This window comes from Emticicia sp. (genome assembly GCF_043780375.1).
Taxonomy (GTDB): domain Bacteria; phylum Bacteroidota; class Bacteroidia; order Cytophagales; family Spirosomataceae; genus Emticicia.
Genome location: NZ_JAYWCU010000154.1, coordinates 1 through 22,215, shown reverse-complemented (window position 1 = coordinate 22,215; position 22,215 = coordinate 1). Strand labels below are relative to the sequence as shown.

Sequence of the window (22,215 nt, the reverse complement as noted above, 5' to 3'; positions counted from 1 at the left end):
GATTATTGTATCCAAATTAAAGGGTTTCTAATGGGTAAATTTCTGATTACTTCATCATTTTTGGGGAAATGGTCTAAACTTTTCCATGTATCAAGCCATTCTTTTTGATTGAAATGTTGATACCCAAAAATCAAAAAAGGCTGAGCCACCGGCCATTCGTTCCAGTACATCACATCTTGCTGAAATGTCCAATTAGCTTTTTTTGCTACGAATGAATATAAAAACTCAATCGCTTTTTTTATCGTCCGCCCATCTTCCAACTTATAATCCCACAAATCATCTTTTGAATCAGACAAAATTTGACAAAGGGTAGTCATAGCATCTAAATTGAAAATCGAATACCCATAAGGTTTTGTACGTTTGAGTTCCAATGGAAAACTGCCATCTTTTTCTAATTGATTAGGCAATAAAACCGTTTTAAAACGATTCTTACAATAGTCTGTAAGTGTTTGATTTCCAGTAAGTTTGGCAAACGAAGCAACTTGCATTGCCCAACAAGTACCGTGGTTATTTTTAGCATCTCTTTCTTCTAAGCCATAAGGATTCGAAGTAAGCCATTGCAAATATTGTTCAAACCAATTTTTGATTGCTTGTAGTTCTTCTTTATTGACGACCGAAGCCTTTTCCATGACCAAAATTCCCTGAGCAATTTCCATCAAATGAATGGTATCAATGATGCCAATACCTCGACCCGTAACTTTTCCCTTGATGGCTTGGGCATAAAGCAAAGAGGGGTTCATGGCTGTATTTTTGTCCAAAAACCAAGCATTGATGTGCAGAAATGCCTGTTTTACATATTTTTCATCTTTTGTAATGATATATGCCGATGCCAACGAACCAACGATTTGACTAAAGCGAATCATGGCTTTTCGATGAGCCACAAAATTATCAGGATTTGTTTGTCCATCTCGCTGAATATATGGGCCATTGGGGTCATCAGGTTTTTTCCACCAATAATCACCTTCCGAATAAAAATCATGCAGTCCACCCGCCGACCTTTCGCATTGCTCGGCAGTAATTGTTATCGGTTTCTGAGTCATCGCCCAATTAGCTTGAGCAATGATGTCTTTTTGTAAAACTTTAATGACTTGACCTGATATATGGTTCTGACCAAAACCAGTAAGTGTTAGTATGAACAGAAATATCAAAATGTATGCAATGTTCTTTTTCATTTTTATTCCCTCATCGGGGGTGGTCGCTGCCGTTAGGTGGCTTTTACAAAATCTTCACGCATTGGATTAAAAACATCAATCAGTACGCCATCTTCGATACAAACTGCCCCATGAAGAACATCAGACGGCACGAAATAAACATCACCTTCATTTAAAACTTTACTTTCTCCACCGATTGTAAGTTCAAATACTCCGCTTGCTACATAGCTGATTTGTAAGTGCGGATGTTTGTGTATAGCTCCCACGCCTCCTTGCTCAAAAGCTACTTTTACCAACATCAAATCGTTGTTATAAGCCATTATTTTACGCTTGATTTTTGGGTCAACTGTTTCCCACGGCAGTTCGTCGTCAGTTACTAATGTTTTGTTGAATTGTATCATAAATTTTTCTTCTTTTGCTTAAATTCCTTCCAAATATAATGGTTCTTCCAATACTTTTACGACTATTTTTTCGTAGAAATATCAGAAGAACCATTATTGTTCAAAAAAAGATTATTTAGTTTTTAAGGACTTCACCGACGTTATTATTATAATTCCAAGCGTTGTTTATCTTTCAGTAAAAAGGTTTGTAATTTTTCATAAGGCAGTTTTTGTGGTGAAACTTTGTTTTCGATAGCCAAAACCGCCGCTGTCGCTGCCGATTGCCCCAAAATCATAAAAACTGGTTCCATGCGAATAGAGCCATAAGCAATATGCGAACTTGATATACAAACAGGCACAAGTAGGTTATTACATTCGCTTTCTTTGGGCAAAATCGAGCCATAAGCAATCGAATATGGCTTATCAGGATGCACGCCAATATCGCCTTCATTTTGCACAAAACCGTCGGGTTTTACATATCGTTGGGCATTGTGAGCATCTAAAGCATACGAACCCATTCCAACAGGATTTGGCACTTTTGTTTTGCCTAAAGCATCGGCTTCTTTCATCACAAATTCGCCAATCATTCGGCGTGCTTCTCGAATATATAATTGATGTGGCCAATTGCCATTGTCTTTAAATTCGTCTTTTGGCAAACCCCATTGTTGCATTTTTTCATGCACATCAGCAGGCACACGAGGGTCATTTTGCAAGAAATACATTAAGCCTTTTTGATACAATTCATGTTCTTTAATTATTTGCTTGCGACGAACATAACTTGCTTCGGGATAATCATAATTTTTGCCAATATAATCGGTGCTAAATGGCCCATGATTATTGGTATCAGTTTTTCGATTTGGAATTGGGTCAAATTTATTGAAAGTTTCTGTCCAACCTGCCGCAAAAACTCTGGCATACAATTCGTATCGAGCTGGGTTATAGCCTTGTGGTTTGACAAACGGAATGCGATTATCGGGATGATTACTCAAACACATTCTGAAACAATAAGCTTGAATTTTATTGTCGCCTGAGCCATTTTCGCCCGCTGGTTTGTCCGAAATTTCTGGCAAAAGTCCACTTTTTGGGTCATTGGCAATTTTATATGGACTAATTTTGGCTTTAAAATGATGTCCATGCTGAAAAACTTCTGTCTGTACACCATTCCATGTTTCTCCATAAACACTATTGGCTTCACGTCCAACGTGGTATTTTACACCAGCAACAGCCATGAGGTCGCCTTCGTATGTGGCATCAATAAACATTTTTCCTTGATAAACATTGCCAGCCAAGGTGCGAAAAGAGCGAATACTTCCCGATTCTTTCACCACGCCCTTTGTCGAACGGTCGAGCCACTCATTGCGATAAATTATTAAATTATTTTCTTTAACAAAATCCTCAAAAACTTGTTCGGCAGCATGAGGTTCAAAAATCCACATCGTACGATTTGTTCCATCGAGGGCAGGCGTTCCTTGTCCTTTATTACCGTATTCATCTTTTTTCTGCCATTGCCACGATTCTGTTTTCTGGTAATGTTGATATAATCTTTGGTAAAAATCACGTGAAAGTCCGCCAATTACTTCCTTATTTCCTGTGTCAGTAAAACCTAATCCACCAGACGATAAGCCTCCTAAATGTTTATCAGGAGAAACAATAATGACTGTTTTCCCCATTTTTTTGACCTGTACTGCAGCAATAATCGCTGCTGAAGTACCTCCGTAAATAATGACATCAGCTTGCCGAGAAGCAGTAAGATTTGTTTTTTTCGTAGTGTAACTGGGCAATAGCATACTTACTGCCAAAAGCCACGTAAAGAATTTTTGTTTTTTCATTGGAAAGGCTTGAATAGATGAATTTTATGCTTAGAATTAAACAGCTAATTTTAGAAACAGAAAGGAAATATTGTTTAAAGATAAATATTTCGATTTAAATTATTGGTAAAATATTGTTTCTGTTTTTTGAGAAAAACTTTTTTCTTAACTTTCAAAAACTTATCATTAAACCTTGAAATTATATGAAAAAAGCTTTTTTACTCCTAGTGTTTTTTACTTTAATCTTTTCCACAATAAATGCTCAGACCAACGACGTTTATTTTGCTTCATATCCAAGTATTAGTCCTGATGCCAAAATAGCAGTTTTCTGCTACGAAGGCGATGTTTGGAAAGCCGATTTAGCAACAAAAATGGCGACTCGTCTAACCGCAATGACGGGCAACGAAACTCGACCACGTATTTCGCCCGATGGCAAATGGGTGGCATTTTCGGGTTCTCAATATGGGAATGCCGATGTTTATTTAATGCCTTTGGAAGGTGGCACGATTCGCCAATTGACATTTCACGACAGTGGTGATTTAGTAGAATCGTGGTCTTGGGATTCGCAAAGTATCTATTTGACTTCAAATGCTTATAATGGCGGAACAACCTATAAAGTTAGCTTGAATGGCGGTACGCCAAAGCGAGTTTTTAAACATTTTTTCAACCGCATTCATAATGTAGTAGAGCATCCAAGTTCGGGCGAATTATTCTTTAATGATACTTGGGAAAGTGATAACCAGGCTTATCGAAAAGGATATAAAGGAGAATTTAACCCCGATATTCAGTCATATAATCTTCAAACTAAAGCCTATAAACGTTACACCGATTATATTGGCAAAGATTTTTGGGCTACTATTACCCGTTCGGGCAAAGTGTTTTTTGTATCTGACGAAGCCAATGGTGAGTATAATCTTTATACATTTGAAGGAACTAAAAAAACAGCTTTGACGAATTTTAAAGAGTCAATCAAACGCCCACAAGTGAGTACAAATGGCGAGAAAGTTATTTTTGAGAAAGATTATCAATTGTTTTTGTATGATGTTTCGAGTAAAAAAACGCAGCAATTACAGCTTACAATGAATCGTAATTTTACTTTGCCCAAAGCCCAAGATTTTAATGTAAAAGGCAATATTGTTGAGTTTGATGTAGCACCCGATGGTAAAAAAATGGCGTTTAGCTCACGTGGACAGCTCTTTGTGTCGGATTTGGAAGGAAAATATGTAAAGCAACTCAGCACCCGTATTGATGGTAGAGTGTTAGAAGTTAAATGGTTATCGGATAGCAAAACTTTGATTTTTAATCAAACTGTAAATGGCTACCAAAATTGGTTTTCAATTGCCGCCGATGGCAAAGGCACTGAAAAAAAGTTGACCGACGAACTCCAAAATAACCGAGACCTTACACTCAATAATGACCGTACGATGGGTGTGTATTTGAGTGGTAGAAGTGAAGTAAAAACGATTGATTTGAAGACTTTTACTACAAAAACCATCGCTAAAGATGAAATTTGGGCTTTTCAGAACTCAAAACCTTATTTTTCACCTAATGATGAATATGTAGTATTTGTGGCTCATCGAAACTTTGAAAGTGAGATTTTTCTGCATCATTTGGCAAAAAATGAAACTATAAATTTGACAAATACGGGCATTACTGAAGAAACACCTTACTGGTCGCCCGATGGAAAATACATCTATTTTGCTTCTAATCGTACCAAACCAAGTTATCCTTTTGGACTGGAAAAAGAGCGGATTTATCGTTTGCCACTAAGTAAAATCGAAGCACCGTTCAAATCTGATAAGTTTACTGATTTGTTTAAACCCGTTGAGAAAAAAACAGAAACAAAAGCTGATTCGACCAAGCCAAAGAAAATCGAACCGATTGTGATTGATACCGATGGCTTAATGGAGCGTTTGGAGGCCGTCAGCCCAAATTACGGAACGGCCGATTCACCAATAGTTATTCAAAAAGACACCAAAACTTTTGTAATTTATCCATCCGACCACATCGAAAATAAAAATAATCTTTATAAAACTACCATCGAACCTTTTACAGTAAATAAAACTGAAAAAATAGAAGGAGCCGATTCGCCAAGTGCCAATATTGTGCAAGCCGATGGCAAATATTATGTATTGGTCAATGGTACTATTTGCAAACTAAATTTGGATGGAAATAAAGTAGAGAAAATTGACATTAGCTTTACATTTCGAAAAAATTTCGTGGATGAATTTAAGCAGATGTTTTACGAAACTTGGGCAAATGTGGAGGAAAACTTTTATAACGAAACCTTTAACAATGTCAATTGGACAACTATCAAAAAGAAATATGAAACGTTTTTGCCTTATATCAATTCAAGAGTTGATTTTCGGATAATGCAAAATGATATGCTTGGTGAGTTGAATGCTTCACATACGGGTTTTACGAGTTCAGGCTTGGAAGAAAGCATATTTTTCAAAACATCAACTATGGCAACTGGTATCATATTCGACGAGGAAGATCCTTATAAAGTGAAGTATATTGTCAAGAAATCGGCTGCTGATAAAGCAGGAAAAAATATCCTATCTGGTGATATTTTGACAAAATTGAATGGAGAAAGTGTCGATAAGAAACAAAATCGTGATTTTTATTTCCAAAAACCTTCAATGGATGATGAAATTGAACTGACTTTTGCAAGAAACGACAGTACCTTTTTAGTAAAACTTCATCCACAAACTTCGGGAGCTTTAGTCGATAATTTATACGATGAATGGATTCAATGGAATCAAAACTACATTGATGAAAAAGGCAAAAAACGCATTGCTTATGCCCACATGCGTAACATGGGAACAGGAGAAATGGAGAAATTTTTGATTGATATGACTTCCGAAGCATATAACCGTGAAGGTTTAATTTTTGATTTACGTTATAATACTGGTGGAAATGTACATGATTTGGTACTTAATTTTTTGGCACAAAAACCGTATCTAAAATGGAAATATCGTGAAGGGCAATTTGCTATTCAACCTAACTTTAGTCCTGCTGCCAAACCATTGGTTTTGTTGATTAACGAACAATCATTAAGTGATGCTGAAATGACGGCGGCAGGTTTTAAACAATTACAATTGGGTAAAATTATTGGAACAGAAACATATCGCTGGATAATTTTTACTTCGGGAAAAGGCTTGGTTGATGGTTCGTTTTATCGTTTGCCTTCGTGGGGATGCTACACTCTTGATGGTAAGAATATCGAAAGAGAAGGAGTAAAACCTGATATTTATGTCAAACAAAGTTTCAAAGACCGCCTCGAAAACAAAGACCCACAATTGGATAAAGCCATTGAGGAGGTTTTGAAGGAATTGAAGTAATACAATTCTCCAATTTGTGAATAGCGAAAAAGTACAATTTGGAAAATTGTGTTTCAAAACCTATTACAATAAAACGTCTTTTCCAAAACTCAGCTTACCTCGTATTCAAATACTTGGATGGGACGTTATTTAGTGACCTATAATCTGGAGGGGAGTATTCCAAGAATTTGAATATTTGATAACTTATTTTTGTTTATAAAAACATCAATTCGCTTTGATTTTACGCATACAAAACTTCTCTATTTCCCCTCCAGCCATTTTTTCACTTTGTCTGCCCATTCCGCTTGTTTTTGTCTATTTAGGCTATGATTACTTTCACCATCATAGTCGTTTTGAAGTTTGTTCATTTCACGATATGACTCCAAATATTCATATTGAATCATGCTGTTTAGGTCAATCACCAAGTCGGCTTTCATGGTAGCAATTTTCTTCTTAAAACGCTCAACAACGAGCCTTGTAATATCAAAATGCAGTTGTTCATGTGCTAAACCATAAGCCTCTTGGGCGGCTGGCATCACCCACGACATTCCACGTACCATATAAGTTTTGGTTTGAATGGTAGCTACAATGTACCCGTCTTTTATTTGAAAAATTGCATCGTATGCAAAATTTGAAAAAATAGCTGCTCCATATCTGCTATTTGTTGGCTTTCCTTTGAAATCGTTCCAAGTGATTTTTCCTGAATTATAGTAAACTGTATCCCCAACATTATCATTAGGCTCCGGTATAAAAATCATCTTCACACCTTTCACAAATGCTTCACTTTTTCCACCATTAAGTACCAACCATTTATCAATATATTCTAATGATTTCGAAAATAATGAAGTCAGAATTATCTCATATCTTCCTGCGGGCATTTGAGCATCAGAGCGGAGAAATGAGGTAGAAGTTATTGTTTCTGTCAATAAAACCGTGTCTTTTTTGCCCAATCGCTCAAAAGCCACTCTCAAAAACATTTGTCCCGAAATATTGCCATTGGGCAGTTTTGATTCCGAAATCTTTAGCTCCAAAATATTGTATGAAATCGAAATAGAAGAGTTGTTAAGTGGAATGCTTTGCGAAAGCAATTTCTTAACTGCCGCTACAACTCCACCTTTCAGCGAAATGGTTTCTTTCTCGGTGGGTGAAACAAAAACACTTCCGATAGACGGCGTTCCAATATTATCTTTATTTGAGCGTTTATCAGATACATTATCAATACGAAACACCCATGAAAAACTGAGTTTTTCTCCATTGAGCGAAATCGTTTTTTGTGAATATGAATCGAAAAACACAGCAAAATATAATAAAAATGGCAGTATTTTGAATATTTTCATTGTATCGCTTTGAATTAGAAATCAAAAACTACTTGTTAATGACGCACTAAAACCTGTATAAGCAGGAGTCAATCGGCAGATGCCACCTACGCACAAAAGCCCTTCACGCTGGCGACCGTAGCCTAATGAAAGGCGGTGTCCTTTATGACTAAATGCCGAACCAATATTTGGAAAATGCCGCACTTTCTTGAAGTCGAAATCATGGTAATTTATTTCATCCGAAATATAGAAAAAATATTTGGGCGAAACACTGTATTCTACCAAACTCATTGCCCAGTTTCCAACATCTTGTTTAGTGGCTAAATGTTGCAATTCAAAGCGTAAAGCTCTCTTTTTCAGCAGTTTATAAGTCCCATCGAAAATAAAAGTATAAGATTTTACCATTTCTTGACGAGTACCCAAAATCTGACCTTTATTATAATTGAGATAAACAAAAACCAAATTAGATTTAAACTTTTTCGACCACTTTTTCTCAAATTCAATATTAATATCTCGGTAATATTTCTCTTTCCCAAGCTCCCAGAAACTACTCTTGTAACCTTCTTCAGTATTAATTTCTTTTTTGTTTAAGGCATTCAAAGCAGCAAAATTGAACGATAGAGTTGCGTTGTTTTTAAATGAATAAACTACGTCTATTTGTCCGCCAACTTCGCCCAAAACCTGCGAAGCGTACGGATAAAGCGTCAGCAAACGATACGAATGTTGCTTAGTTGTGGCAGGAATATAGCTCAAAAGTGCATTATTGAGACTTTCGGAGCGTTGACTACGGAAATCAAAATTATCAATGCGTTTGAGGTTTAGTGACAGCGAAAGATTGGTAAAATCAAGATTACTCGTCAAAAAAAAGCCTGAACCTCGGTGCGAAATGTAGCGATTTGCTGGCGAAGCATCGGGCGATTTTGAGACATATTCAGTTGAAAAACTAAAATTATTTTGCTGAAAATTCAACCTTCCTCCTACCGCCCAAACGTTCGCACTGACCGTTTTCAAAATTCCCGAATAAGGTTCGTTTTTATTGACCAAACTCAGCCCTCCACTCCATTGGCTTGCCGACGAATCTTTGCTAAATCTAAATTCGTTGTCGAGCCCAATCACTATTCCATCAGCGTGCTTGAACCCAAGCCTTTGTTTACCGCCAATCAGTTTTAAAGCATAATTTTTCGTTGGATTTGCCTTCAGCTGAAAACCATCAAGTGAAGTATCCATCCCCAAAAAACGTTGCTGTTGCAAACGAAGCATCATTCCACTACCAAACTGCTCATAAAAATGACCAATCGTTGCCGAAATTTTCTGAGATTGATAATTCACAAAACGATTGACCAGCCCTTTTCCTTCCAAATTATTAGGGTAACCCAACAAAGGAGGGAAATAGCCTTCAAGCCTCACCCCTGCCCGAAAACGAGCGTATTGGTATTGTAGCGTAAGATAATTATTTGAAGCAATTTTCTTATCTAATTGACTATATATCAATGAGTTATCATTTGTATATTTTTGAAAATCTGCTTGAATGCTGCCCGTAAATGTACCTTTTTGCGTGGTGTCTTTTTGGGAAAAACCAGTAATTGTTTTTAAAAACAGTAAGAGTATTAGGTGTTTTTTCATTTCCCTGTGGACGCTTTTTTAAGTCGTCTAACAATATCAATGTATTCCTCTTCATCGCCCAAAGCATAAGATGTGTGCTGATAAATAATTTTGCCGTTGGCATCTAAAATGAATGTATGAGGCACGTTTAGCACATTTAATGCTCTTTGAAAATCGGCGTTTTCGTCAGTATAGACATCAAATTTCCATTTTTTTGTATTGACAAATGTTAGTACACGAGCTTTGCTTCGACTATCGTCTACCGAAATAGCAATAAATTTCACACCTGTTTCTTTTTGCCAATCTTCTAAATTATCCGAAATAGCATTAATTTCTTGCAAACAAGGCTTGCACCAAGTCGCCCAAAAACTTATAATTATTGGTTGATTAGTTCCAATAAGCTGTTTGCTGGAAATCGTTTGTTCTTTTAAATTTTTTATTTGTACATCGGGTAGCGATTTTTGGGCAAAAATATTGAGAGAAAAACTTAAAATAAAAAATATATAACATAACATTTTATTCACGAAAAATCTTGTCATTTGTTGATTGTTTTAATTAAAAACGCAATTCTGATGCCAAACATTGTAAGGCACGATTTTTGTTGTTTTTTTAGAAAAAACTACAAAAACCCAATGAATAAAATAGTTGTTAAAGCATTCTTTATTGCTATAAGTATATTCTTTTTTTTTCAATGTAGTAAATCTGCTCCAGAACCTGTAGTTATTGTCGAAACCGAATCGCAAGACCTCACTATTGGCTGTACAGATGTGGCAGCGACCAACTATAAATCAACGGCAAAAGCCGATGATTGCAGCTGTAAATATGACTATCCCAGTAAAGTTTCGACCAAAATTCCACAAGATTTTACAAGAAAAGTTTTATTAGAAGAACATTCAGGCACATGGTGTGGTTGGTGTCCGCTGGCAAAAGAAACTTCTGAAAAGCTGACTGCAAATGCTCGTGTAATCTCAGTCGAGATTCATTATAACGACGAAATGACTGCCGATAAAGATAAAGTATATAACCCTCTAAAAAACAAATATGGACATCCTGCATGGCCTTCGGGTATGGTCAATCGCCGAAAATCAATTGTTGGCACAACTTATATTATTGGTGAAAGCGAATGGGCTATAAATGTAGAAGATTTCTTGAAAACAGAAAAAACTACAGCAGGAATTGCCATCGAAAGTAATTTAAATGGCAACGAATTGACGGTTTTGAGTCATGTAAAAATACAAACAGCGACCGACGAAAGTTATGGTCTGGGAATTTATTTAGTAGAAGACAAAGTTGCGGGTTATCCACAAGTAAACTATGCCAGTCGAGATATTCGATTTCAAAAATATGATGCTTACAACAAGCCTTCGATGATTGAAGATTTTCTTCACCGCAATGTTGCCCGTGATGCCATCGCTCCACTAATTGGCGGACTTGATATTCCAGTAGCTGCTACCAAAAATGGCAAGATTTTCAGAAAATTATTCAAAATAGCCCTACCAGAGAACATCAAAGTAAAGGAAAATTGCCATTTGGTAGTATTTTTGATGAATCAAAAAACCAATGAAATTATCAATGTGCAAATAGTGCCAATTGGAATTGTGAAAGATTGGGATTGAGTAGATTTCTAATAAAAATATTTTGAAGGGTAGCTAAATAGGCTGCCTTTTTTGTTATCTTCGTTAATCTATTAAAGGTTTTATTGAAAAAACTTTGAAAAGCACGACATTAAAAGTGTAACTTTTTATTAGAAAAACACCAAAAAATACACCCGCTGCGGCAGACTGCAATTTTCGGACAAGCCGTGTTTGCCATCTTTCGCAAAATGATTTCAGATAATCTCAACATACTTCTTTGATATGAAACCAACTTCACCCAAAAAGAAATCGCCTGAAAAAGCAAAACAAAATTCAAGAAAAATAATTGAAGATAGCGAAAAATGGTACAACATGATGTTCATGCAATCGCCATTTGCTTTTGCAGTACTGAAAGGTAAAAACAATGTGATTACATTTGCCAATGACAAAATGAAAGCAACTTGGGGAAAGGGAAACAACGTTGAAGGAAAACCATTGATTGAGGTTCTTCCGGAATTAAAAGACACGCCATTTCCTAATTTGCTTGATGAAGTTTACAAAACAGGAATTCCTTATCAAGCCAATGACATCCTCGCCCCGAAGTACATTAATGGACAAAAGGAGGATGTTTATTATAATTTTGTTTACCAGCCTTATCGTGAAGCAGACGAAACTATTTCGGGCGTTACCATTATTGCTGCTGAAGTAACCGCTGCAGTGATGGAAAAAAAAGCATTAGAGTTACAGCATGAGGTGGAACAAAAAGCGTTGAAACTGGTTGAAGACAGCGAAAAGCGTTACAACATGATGCTCATGAAATCGCCATTCGCTTTTGCTGTATTTAAAGGAAAAAACATGGTGATAACCCTTGCCAACGATTCCGTAAAAGAAATGTGGGGGAAAGGGAAAGACTTGGAAGGAAAGCCTCTATTTGAAGTTTTGCCTGAGCTCAAAGATTCCGAATTTCCCGGTTTGCTAGATAATGTGTACACCACCGGCACTCCCTTTTCGGGAGAGGAACTTCTTGCCCCGGTTTTTCGCAATGGAAAATTGGAAGATGTCTATTTCAATTTTGTTTACCAGCCTTATCTGGAAGCAGACGAAACTATTTCGGGTGTTACCGTTATTGCTTACGAGGTAACCGCTTCGGTAATTGTAAAAAAAGCATTAGAAGCACAGCGTGAGGCGGAACAAAAAGCGTTGAAACAGGTTGAAGAAACCAATAAACGTTACTACGAAATGCTCATGGAATCGCCATTTGCTTTTTCTGTTATGAAAGGAAAAGACATGGTGATTACCCTTGCCAATAGTTTGATAAAAGAATTTTGGGGAAAAGGTAAAGATGTAGAAGGAAAAACGCTTTTGGAAGTATTGCCCGAACTTCAAGACCAGCCATTTCCCGAAATGATCGAGAAAGTTTATACGACAGGTATTCCAGTGTATGCCAATGAAATACTCGGAAAACTAACCTACAATGGTCAGCTAAAACATAAGTATTTTAACGTTGTTTTCCAACCTTACTATGAAGCAGACAATACAATTTCTGGTGTTACACAAATAGCGTATGAAGTAACAGAAATGGTGCTTGCCCGTAAAAAAATAGAAACAAGCGAAGTGCGATTTAAGTCGATTGTAATGCAAACACCTGTGGCAATCGGTATTTATAAAGGCAAAGAATATATTGCAGAAGTAGCCAACGAACACTGTTTGCAAATGCTTAATAAAGGTGTGGACTTTGTAGGCAAACCCCTATTTGACATATTGCCCGAACTGGAAACACAAGGGTTCAAAGGTCTTATGGATAACGTAATGCAAAGCGGAACAACCTATTGCGGAAATGGATTTGAATTTAATATAAATAAAAACAACATAAGCACACAAGGGTTTTACAATTTTATTATTCAACAGTTGAGAGACGATGACGAATCTGTAACTGGAATAATTGTGGTTGCCAGCGAAGTAACTGAACAGGTACTTGCCCGCAAAAAAGTGGAAGAAAGCGATAAGCGGTATAACATGATGCTTATGAATTCGCCATTTACTTTTGCCGTGCTGAAAGGTAAAGACTTGGTGATTGCCCTTGCCAATGACAGGGTTAAAGCAGTTTGGGGAAAAGGGAATGACGTAGAAGGAAAATCGCTACTTGCAATTATGCCCGAACTTAACGACACGCCATTCCCCGCTTTGATGGATGAAGTGATTGCCACCGGTATTCCTTATCATGGTAGAGAAGTGCAGAGCCCCCATAATGTACACGGGCATGCGAGGGAACAGTATTTCAATTTTGTTTTCCAACCTTATTGGGAAGCGGACCAAACTATTTCGGGTATTACTATTATTGGGTATGATGTAACCGAGCAGGTGATTGCAAAAAGGAAGATTGTAGAAAGTGAAGAACGGTTTCAGGCGGCTGTTGCCGCAGTGGAAGGCATTATATGGACTAACAATGCAAAAGGCGAAATGGAAGGAGAGCAGATTGGTTGGAGTTCACTTACCGGCCAAAACTATGAAGCCTATCAGGGATATGGATGGGCTGATGCTATTCATCCTGATGATACACAAAACACTCTTGATGCCTGGAACGGATCAATTAGAGACCGTAAGAATTTTGTGTTTGAACACCGTGTAAAATATAAAACCGGAAACTGGGGACACTTTTCAGTTAATGCAATTCCTTTATTAAATGCAGATGGATCAATCCGGGAATGGGTGGGTGTGCATACCGATATTTCTGAGCGAAAGATATCAGAAGATAAATTAAAAGAAAGCGAAAAACGGTTCCGCAGCTTGGTTGAGAAATCGCCTTATCCAATCTGTATTTTCAAAGGGAAGGAACTAAAAATGGAATTGGCGAATGAGCCCATGCTTAAAATTTTTAATGTGGGAGAGGAAGTACTTGGCACACCATTCCTGGAAATTTTACCTGAAATGAAAGAACAGCCTTTTATCGCCTTGTTATTAGATGTTCTTGAAAATGGGACTACACATTACGGCAGCGAGCAACCTGCTTATTTCCTGCGGAAAAATGGAGAAAAAGATACTCGTTATTTCAATTTTGTGTATCAGCCCTATCGCGAAAATGACGGGTCTGTTTCGGGGGTAATGGCTTTAGCCACTGACGTAACAGAACAGGTAATTGCACGTAAAAAAGTGGAGGCAAGCGAATTTCGTTTTCACAACATGATTGCTACTTCGCCATCAATGATAGCTATTTTTAAAGGAGAAGATATGATTATAGAAATTGCTAACGATTCTATTATAGAATCCTGGGGCAAGGGAAAAGATATCGTTGGAAAATCGCTATTATCAATTATGCCCGAAATAACTGAACAGGGTTTTGATAAAATCTTATCTGATGTATATAAAACCGGTATCCCTTTTCATGCTTATGAAGCACCAGTTAGCCTAATTCGTAATGGAAAATTGGAAGTACTGCATTACACTTTTGCCTATCAGGCACAACGCAATATAAATGGAGAAATAGAGGGTGTGGCCGTTATTGCCAATGAGGTAACTCCACAGGCAAAAATGAATTTAAAAATCAGAGAAAGCGAAGGACGTTTCAGACAATTAGTTAAACAAGCACCAGTCGCTATAGCTGTAGTTCGTGGTGAAAAATATGTGGTCGAGATTGTCAATGCGAAAATACTCGAAATTTGGGGCAGAACAGAGGCTCAGATATTAGACAAGCCCATTTTTGAAGTACTCACAGAGCTTGAAGGTCAAGGCTTTGAAGCACTTGTAGATAACGTGTATACAACAGGAGAAAGATTTGTAGCATCTGAGCTTCCGATTACATTAATGCGTAATGGACAATTGGAGAATGCGTTCGTAACATTTGTGTACGAACCACTACGCGAAGTGGATGGTACCATCTCAGGCATTATGGTTTTAGCACTTGAAATCACCGACTTGGTAGTTGGACGTAAAAAAATGGAAGTTCAAACTGCTTTGTTTGAGGATATGCTGATGACTTCGCCTGGTTTTGTAAGTACATTAAGCGGTCCTGAACATGTACATGAATTGGTAAATGAGCAATACCAAAGTTTATTTGGAAAACGCCATCTAAAAGGTAAACCAATAATGGTGGCTCTGCCAGAATTGGAAGGACAGGGATTTGATAAATTATTGGATAATGTTTACACCACAGGTGAAACTTATGTAGGTATTGACATTCCAGCAACAATGGCTAGAGATGAAGGCTTAGCTCCTGAACTGCGGTACTTCAATTTTAGCTACCAACCTATGTATAATGAGTTTAAGGAGATTTATTCCATTTTGCTTTTTGGCTACGAGGTAACAGAACAAATGAATGCTAAAAAAAGGATTGAAGAGAGTGAAAAGCACTTTAGACACTTGGCTGATTTAATGCCTGCTAAAATAAGCAATAGAGATGCTGATGGTAGTGTGATATATTTTAATAAACAATGGCTTGATTATACCGGACAAGATTTTGAAGAGTTAAAAAATTTAGGCTACCAGAATATTTTACATCCTGATGAATTAGAAGAATTTCAAAATAAGTTTAAGAAAGCTTTGGAAACAAAAACTGTTTTAGAAATGGAGATGCGGTTTTTAGATAAAAATGGTGATTATAAATGGCATTTAAACATTGAATCGCCCATAAAAGATGAAAATGGAAACCTTAAAATGTGGGTGGGTGTTACCACCGATATTAGTGAACAGATAAAAATCCGTGACACCAACTTAGGCATTTATGAAAAACATGCTAACGAATTAAGACACGCAAAAGAACTGTCAGAGCTTGCAACTTTAGCTGCAGAAAATGCTGCTAAGTCAAAACAACAGTTTTTATCTAACATGAGCCACGAAATTCGTACGCCATTAAATTCCATTATAGGATTTGCAAACGTGTTAATGAAAACCGATTTAGGAGTAGAACAAAAAGAATTTTTACAAGCTATAAAAACAAGTGGCAAGTCATTAAATGTACTTATAAACGATATACTTGATTTGGCAAAAGTAGATGCAGGTAAAATAACATTTGAAAAACAACCATTTGAAATACGCAAATCAATAAAATCAATACTGTATACTTTTGACCTGAAAATAAAAGAAAAGAATTTAGAACTTATAAAAGAATACGACAGCAGAATACCATCAATACTATTGGGCGATTCAATAAGATTAAATCAGATTATTTTAAACCTTATAAGCAATTCCGTAAAATTTACACACAAGGGGAAAATTATACTAAGCTTAAAATTACTGCACGAAGACGAAGAAAATGTAAACATTGAATTTGCCGTTACCGATTCAGGAATTGGCATTGCTGCTAACAAAATAAATTCAATTTTTAATCTTTTTGAACAGGCTGAACTCAGCACATCTAATTCTTATGGTGGAACAGGATTAGGGCTTGCTATTGTTAAACAATTAATAGAACAACAAGGAGGAAGTATTAGCTTAAAGAGTAAGCTCGGTGAAGGTTCAACATTTACTTTTATCCTGCCTTTTGGAAAAACAAATGTAAAATCAGAACAAGAAATAGAAATACCAACCCTGAATTCAAAAATTAAAAATCTGCGGGTATTAGTAGCCGAAGATGTTGCATTAAATCAATTACTAATCAAAATTATTTTAAGTGATTTTGGATTTGAATATGAAATAGTAAGCAATGGAAAATTGGCCATAGAAAAAATGCAAACCAATACCTACGATATTATTTTGATGGATTTGCAAATGCCTGAAATGAATGGTTTTGAGGCAACGGAATATATACGCAAAACATTGAAATCTCAAATTCCAATAATTGCTTTAACAGCTGATGTAACCACAGCAGATGTTTCGAAATGCAAAGAATTTGGAATGGACGATTATATTTCAAAGCCTATTAACGAAAACTTATTATACAGTAAAATAGTGAAGTTAGTAAAAAAGAAACGATAATTATGGATGAACAAATATGACAAACTAAAACCACTATTATTAAAATTGTAGAATATTGGCAAGAATGCGTATCGCCTAATTATATCAAAAATGCTCAATAATAAAGTATTTACTTAAAACGTGAATTTAAGGATTAGTAGAAAAGCGAATGCACAACACGGTATTGCCAAAAGCGGGCTTGGTAAATACTATTAGGCTGACGAAAACAATTGAACATTTTTAATTCAATTGAGCAGTAATACGGAATCCACGCCTTTGGCAACACCCGAAATGTTAGCAGTCATTTTAAAATAGTGTCAATGGGCAAAAAACTTTTAAAATATTAATTTTGAAACCCTTATATTTACTTATATTTTTTGGGTTTACTTTGAATCTTGCCGCAAACAGGCAAGATTCGCTATGGACTCAAGCAGATAAAAAAACCTTTATAAGAATTGGACTGAAATGCCAAGATTCACACTAAAATGCTAATGCTTCAACGTTAAGTAATGGCGGCAGACACCATAACAATTAAAATAAACCTAATGACAAACAAAACAACCCGAAGATTCTTAAAAATAAATATATTCCTACTGCTGAGTTTTATAGCCAAGTAATTGACAGCTTACAAGATTATTCCATTTTTACTTTGGATAATGAATTCAATATAAACAGTTGGAGTTCTGGCTCGACAAAAATATTTGGTTACGAAACTGACGAAGTTATTGGCCAACCTTTCGATATTATATTTACTACGGAAGATTTAAAAAGTGGTATTCCGAAAAGAGAAATTGAAACAGCTTTAAAAGAAGGCCGCTCAACGGATAACAGATGGCACATTACTAAAGACCAAAGCCTATTTTATGCTTACGGCTTGGTTTTTCCACTCATTGGTGTAGATGGAGAAATGTTAGGTTACGTTAAAATTTTACGGGATTTAACAGAAAGGAAAAAATCGGAGGATGCGATAAAAAAATATATTGGAGAATTGGAAGATCTTAATACGCATAAAGAGAGTGTTTTGGCAATACTTTCACACGATTTAAGAAGTCCACTATCAGCTATTATTGGAACAGCGAAATATTTGAAAGATAATTTTCATAGAATGAAGCCGGACGCTGTTCAGGAACTGCTTGACTTACTTTATAAATCGTCAACTGATGAATTGGATATGTTGGACTATTTAGTAGAATGGGCAAGAATAAAATATGCATCAGACGTGTTTTCTCCTACAAAAATAAAACTAATCGAATACATTAATAAGGTCTTTAAAACTTTAAACGAAACGGCTACCATAAACACAATAAATCTTCATCACGAAGTTGAGGCTGATACTTCTGTATTTGCGGATAGCAAAATGTTAATTTCCATCATTCAAAATATCGTTTCAAATGCGTTAAAACACACTGAAAAAGGAGGAATAATAACGGTTTCAGCAAAAAGCAAAGATGACAAAGTTATTGTTTAGGTGAAGGATACTGGAATTGGAATGTCGAAAGAAATAATGGAAAAGCTTTTTACACCACAAATGAAAACGTTCTCGGAAACAAGGAAGAAAAACAAAGGAGCAGGAATTGGATTACTATTGGTAAAAGGATTTCTGAAAAAAAATGGCGGTGAAATATGGGTAGAAAGTGTGGAAGGCGAAGGCTCCTCTTTTTATTTTACATTACCCATTGAGGAACCTTTGTATAAAATAGGCAGTTCAGAAGAAATTATGTTTGATTAAAGTGCCTAATGCAATGACTGGTTAAAGACATTTTTATGAGCAACAGCCACGGCATATAACAAAAACCAAAGCAATTTAGATAAGAAAAACTGCTTATAATTGCATATTTAGAATAGGCGAGGTTTGTGCTTTGCGGCTGATATTAAACGAATCTTGGGAAATAACGCACGACAATATTAAAAACCTACTATTCATATTGTAATTTAAACATCAACTCTACAAATTAGAAAAAACATTAAAACTCTAATGCGATGTATAAATATAAAACACTGTATAAATGGATGCTACTTCCAATGCTTGTTATGCAAATGGGCATATTTAAGGATTATTGGGGTGATTTTTCTGATAACGCATGGTCGGTCCATATACATTATTGGACAGGTACGGTTTGGTATATCTATCTAATCATCCAACCCTATTTTGCTACTCATGGTCAAATTGCCAGACATAGAACTAATGGAATCATCGGCATGTTTCTGGCAGGAGGGGTTTGTTTAACCGCTGTGAGTATGATGCACAGAGACATTACGACAACAGAGAAAGCATTGGCAACACCTGAACAGTTTGGGCCATTTCAAGCATGGTTTTTCTTTGGTGTGACTGTGGTAGAAATCGTAATGATGTCAGCCTTCGGATATGCAATAATAAAAAGCATTTTGCATAGAAAAGAAATTGAAAATCATGCTTGGTGGTTAATTTCAACGGTATTTATTATTATGATGCCAGCTCTTGGTCGTGGGATACAAAGTGTATATGTTGGCATGCACAGCAAAGATTGGCCAAATATAAATATCATGATTCCCATTTACTTTACCCAAATACTCATAATAGGAATGCTGCTCGTGGGTGCATGGAGATACGGAAAACTCAAACACCCTGCTACTTATCTTGCAGTCGGTGTTAATGTATTTAATTTCTTTTTAGAACCCATTGGAAAATCAGAAACTGTGCAACTGTTCTTAAAAACAATAATTAAAGGATAATCACCTTCTTCTAAAATAAACTATCAACAAAAAATAAAATCTTAACACCAAACCAATGAAAACATTGCTAAAAACAGCCATTCTAATAATTTTCATAGCCTCTTTTTTTTCGTTCGCTACTCATACTGATGCTATTATTGCGAGCGGAAAACAACCACAAATAACAATTGATAAGGCGGGAGTCGTAAGAATTGTCTATGGAAACGACGATAAAATCTACTGTGCTACTTCTACTGATAATGGATTAACTTTCTCAGATATTCAAACAATTGGCGAAGTAAAAGACATGCACTTGGGAATGTCAAGAGGACCGCAAGTAGCCAGTTCAAAAAACTACACTTTAGTTTCTGCCATTGATAAAAAAGGCTCAATTCATATTTTTCAATTGAATCATCAATCACAGGAATGGACGCAAGAAGCATTGGTAAATGATTGGGCGGGTTCTGCACCCGAAGGTTTAATGAGTATTGCCGCCGACCAAGATGATAATTTTTATGCGGTTTGGTTAGATATTAGAAATGATAAACATAATAAGATATGTTTTGCCAAAACAACTGATAAGGGAATTTCGTGGTCAAAAAATAGCATAGTTTATCAATCGCCAGATAGCACTGTTTGTCCGTGCTGTAAACCCACAATTACATTAAGCAAATCAAAAGTTTCAATTATGTTCAGAAATTGGCTGAATGGTTCGAGAGACCTTTATTTATTGCAATCGGATAATAAAGGAAATACATTCAACAATCCTGTGAAACTTGGTAACGGAACATGGAAATTGAATGCGTGTCCAATGGATGGTGGAAGTTTGGTAGTTAGTGATAAAAATGTCGTATCTACCGCTTGGCAACGAGAAGGGCGAATATACTATTCTAAACCAAATGAACCAGAGAATCAAATAGGAACGGGGCGTAATTGTAGCATGACTGACCCCGAAAACCCCATCATTGCGTGGCAAGACGGAAAGGCACTCAAAATAAAAGAATTAAGTAAAAGTGAAATAGCGGATGTTGGTGAAGGCAGTTTCATCAAAGCAATTAGAACAAAGGACAAAAAAATATTTTGTGCTTGGGAGAAGGATGGGAAGATTAACATTAAAAAATTATAAAAATATTTAAAACTCTGCTGCTCCAAGTCAACAATACTTTCATTAGTGGATGAATAAAGTAAATTCTACCGAGGAAATTGATAAAACAAAAAATTCCCATAAAACCAAAAGACTTTATGGGAATTTTTATTCAAATAATGCCCGTTCAATTATTTCTTTCTCGGTAATTTTTCATCACGCATAGCCGCATTATACACAAACGATGCAATGATTGTTGCAGCTTGCTTCAAATCATCGGGTTGCAAATGGTCATAAGAGTCCATGTTCGTATGGTGTGTACGAGTATTATACTCAATTTCGTCTTGAATAAACTGAAACCCTGGAATACCCACGCCTACAAAAGATAAATGGTCGGTGCCACCTGTGTTTCTAATAGTAACTGTTTTTGCTCCTAAATCATGGAAAGGCTCAAACCATTTCGTAAAAATCGGGCGGCAAGCCTCATTTCCTTGCAAATAAATCCCTCTGACTTTACCCGTTCCATTATCCACATTAAAATACGCTGAAACCTTATCGCCTTCTTTGTTACTTTTCTTGGTGTCAGCATCGGTCAAGTGATTTTTTACATAATTTCTTGAACCAAAAAGCCCTTGTTCTTCGCCGCTCCACAGAGCAATGCGAATCGTTCTACGAGGTTTAACACCCAAAGTTTTCAAAATTCTGACTGCCTCCATCATCACTGCCGAACCTGCTGCATTATCTGTTGCACCAGTGGCACTGTGCCACGAGTCGAGGTGTCCGCCGAGCATTACAACTTCTTCTTTGAGATTTGGATCAGTTCCCTTAATTTCCGCCAAAACATTATAGCCTTTGAGGTCTTCAGTATAAAATTGTGTTTTTACATCTAACTCCAATTTAACAGGAATGCCCGCTTTAGCCAATCGGCAAAGCGACAAATAATCTTCGGCAGTTAGCATAATATCTAATAAACCTTCGGGGTCGGTTGCTTTATACGAACCACCACTCGACACAAATAAAGTGCCATCTTTGCCTCTGGCATTCATGCTAAAGAGTGCCAAAGCACCTTCTTTTTTTGCCATGTCTTTGGTCTTGGTCGAAAGCATGTTATTTCTACGAAAAGCCTGCATCATCGACCTAAAAGCAGTGTCGGGCTGACTTTGATTAGTGGGGGCTGCCGATACCATTTTTTCTAATTCTTCGTCGGTATAACGAGTAGCATCAGGTTTGAAGGAAGGTTGAATTTTGTCATTTTTGTACAACAAAATCACTTTGTCTTTTAGCTTTCCTTTGTAATTTTTTTAAAACCGTACACAAAATTGTATAGCTGATAAAAGGTGATTAATTTTAAAATGTCCTGACTTTATCCATCTCAAACCAATCTGAAAAAGGCTGAT

Annotated in this window: 14 protein-coding genes; 7 read left to right on the top strand and 7 right to left on the bottom strand. The window is 36.4% G+C overall.

From position 1 onward, the window contains the following. Positions 1 to 2: 2 nt before the first annotated feature. From ACH2CJ_RS12345 to ACH2CJ_RS12335, 3 genes are all read right to left on the bottom strand, one after another. Positions 3 to 1,172: an alginate lyase family protein gene (locus ACH2CJ_RS12345; protein ID WP_394993113.1), complete on the bottom strand. Its 1,170-nt coding sequence runs from the start codon at positions 1,170 to 1,172 to the stop codon at positions 3 to 5. A 32-nt stretch (positions 1,173 to 1,204) separates the two neighbouring features. After that, a complete protein-coding gene (locus tag ACH2CJ_RS12340) occupies positions 1,205 to 1,552 on the bottom strand; it encodes a cupin domain-containing protein (protein WP_394993112.1) in 348 nt (115 codons plus the stop codon). 146 nt (positions 1,553 to 1,698) lie between these two features. Then, positions 1,699 to 3,318 carry an FAD-dependent oxidoreductase gene (locus ACH2CJ_RS12335; protein ID WP_394993122.1) on the bottom strand — a complete coding sequence of 540 codons (1,620 nt, stop codon included), beginning with the start codon at positions 3,316 to 3,318 and terminating at the stop codon, positions 1,699 to 1,701. Positions 3,319 to 3,542: 224 nt separating this feature from the next. Here ACH2CJ_RS12335 and ACH2CJ_RS12330 point away from each other — a divergent pair, with 224 nt between their 5' ends. Beyond that, a complete protein-coding gene (locus ACH2CJ_RS12330; RefSeq protein ID WP_394993111.1) occupies positions 3,543 to 6,683 on the top strand; it encodes a S41 family peptidase in 3,141 nt (1,046 codons plus the stop codon). Positions 6,684 to 6,922: 239 nt separating this feature from the next. On the opposite strand, the gene ACH2CJ_RS12325 is transcribed toward ACH2CJ_RS12330, so the two are convergent. The 3 genes from ACH2CJ_RS12325 to ACH2CJ_RS12315 are packed head-to-tail and all read right to left on the bottom strand — an operon-like array spanning position 6,923 to position 10,119. Next, positions 6,923 to 7,999 (bottom strand): hypothetical protein, encoded by a 1,077-nt coding sequence (locus ACH2CJ_RS12325; RefSeq protein ID WP_394993110.1) that lies wholly within the window; start codon positions 7,997 to 7,999, stop codon positions 6,923 to 6,925. Positions 8,000 to 8,020: 21 nt separating this feature from the next. Continuing rightward, a complete protein-coding gene (locus tag ACH2CJ_RS12320; RefSeq protein ID WP_394993109.1) occupies positions 8,021 to 9,601 on the bottom strand; it encodes a DUF6029 family protein in 1,581 nt (526 codons plus the stop codon). Beyond that, complete coding sequence (locus ACH2CJ_RS12315) at positions 9,598 to 10,119, bottom strand: TlpA family protein disulfide reductase (protein WP_394993108.1); 522 nt, start codon at positions 10,117 to 10,119, stop codon at positions 9,598 to 9,600. The genes ACH2CJ_RS12320 and ACH2CJ_RS12315 overlap by 4 nt, the downstream gene beginning before the upstream one ends. 93 nt (positions 10,120 to 10,212) lie before the next feature. Here ACH2CJ_RS12315 and ACH2CJ_RS12310 point away from each other — a divergent pair, with 93 nt between their 5' ends. The 6 genes from ACH2CJ_RS12310 to ACH2CJ_RS12285 all read left to right on the top strand — a co-directional run bounded on the left by ACH2CJ_RS12310 (position 10,213) and on the right by ACH2CJ_RS12285 (position 20,860). Further along, positions 10,213 to 11,196, top strand: coding sequence for an Omp28-related outer membrane protein (locus tag ACH2CJ_RS12310; protein ID WP_394993107.1), 984 nt, complete (start codon positions 10,213 to 10,215; stop codon positions 11,194 to 11,196). Positions 11,197 to 11,436: 240 nt separating this feature from the next. Next, positions 11,437 to 17,064: a PAS domain-containing protein gene (locus tag ACH2CJ_RS12305; protein ID WP_394993106.1), complete on the top strand. Its 5,628-nt coding sequence runs from the start codon at positions 11,437 to 11,439 to the stop codon at positions 17,062 to 17,064. A gap of 547 nt (positions 17,065 to 17,611) precedes the next feature. Beyond that, positions 17,612 to 18,511 carry a PAS domain S-box protein gene (locus ACH2CJ_RS12300; RefSeq protein ID WP_394993121.1) on the top strand — a complete coding sequence of 300 codons (900 nt, stop codon included), beginning with the start codon at positions 17,612 to 17,614 and terminating at the stop codon, positions 18,509 to 18,511. Further along, positions 18,512 to 18,772, top strand: a complete 261-nt coding sequence (locus ACH2CJ_RS12295) for a sensor histidine kinase (protein ID WP_394993105.1) — start codon at positions 18,512 to 18,514, stop codon at positions 18,770 to 18,772. A 251-nt stretch (positions 18,773 to 19,023) separates the two neighbouring features. Beyond that, positions 19,024 to 19,755: a hypothetical protein gene (locus ACH2CJ_RS12290; RefSeq protein WP_394993104.1), complete on the top strand. Its 732-nt coding sequence runs from the start codon at positions 19,024 to 19,026 to the stop codon at positions 19,753 to 19,755. A gap of 55 nt (positions 19,756 to 19,810) precedes the next feature. Beyond that, a complete protein-coding gene (locus ACH2CJ_RS12285) occupies positions 19,811 to 20,860 on the top strand; it encodes a sialidase family protein (RefSeq protein ID WP_394993103.1) in 1,050 nt (349 codons plus the stop codon). A 149-nt stretch (positions 20,861 to 21,009) separates the two neighbouring features. Here the strand turns inward: ACH2CJ_RS12285 and ACH2CJ_RS12280 are convergent, their stop codons facing one another. Then, complete coding sequence (locus tag ACH2CJ_RS12280; protein WP_394993102.1) at positions 21,010 to 22,089, bottom strand: M28 family metallopeptidase; 1,080 nt, start codon at positions 22,087 to 22,089, stop codon at positions 21,010 to 21,012. Between the last annotated feature and the right edge of the window lie 126 nt (positions 22,090 to 22,215).

Coding starts and splice junctions, on each gene's coding strand:
- ACH2CJ_RS12345 (WP_394993113.1), bottom strand. CDS start 1,172: ATGAAAAAGAACATTGCATACATTTTGATATTTCTGTTCATACTAACA.
- ACH2CJ_RS12340 (WP_394993112.1), bottom strand. CDS start 1,552: ATGATACAATTCAACAAAACATTAGTAACTGACGACGAACTGCCGTGG.
- ACH2CJ_RS12335 (WP_394993122.1), bottom strand. CDS start 3,318: ATGCTATTGCCCAGTTACACTACGAAAAAAACAAATCTTACTGCTTCT.
- ACH2CJ_RS12330 (WP_394993111.1), top strand. CDS start 3,543: ATGAAAAAAGCTTTTTTACTCCTAGTGTTTTTTACTTTAATCTTTTCC.
- ACH2CJ_RS12325 (WP_394993110.1), bottom strand. CDS start 7,999: ATGAAAATATTCAAAATACTGCCATTTTTATTATATTTTGCTGTGTTT.
- ACH2CJ_RS12320 (WP_394993109.1), bottom strand. CDS start 9,601: ATGAAAAAACACCTAATACTCTTACTGTTTTTAAAAACAATTACTGGT.
- ACH2CJ_RS12315 (WP_394993108.1), bottom strand. CDS start 10,119: ATGACAAGATTTTTCGTGAATAAAATGTTATGTTATATATTTTTTATT.
- ACH2CJ_RS12310 (WP_394993107.1), top strand. CDS start 10,213: ATGAATAAAATAGTTGTTAAAGCATTCTTTATTGCTATAAGTATATTC.
- ACH2CJ_RS12305 (WP_394993106.1), top strand. CDS start 11,437: ATGAAACCAACTTCACCCAAAAAGAAATCGCCTGAAAAAGCAAAACAA.
- ACH2CJ_RS12290 (WP_394993104.1), top strand. CDS start 19,024: ATGTATAAATATAAAACACTGTATAAATGGATGCTACTTCCAATGCTT.
- ACH2CJ_RS12285 (WP_394993103.1), top strand. CDS start 19,811: ATGAAAACATTGCTAAAAACAGCCATTCTAATAATTTTCATAGCCTCT.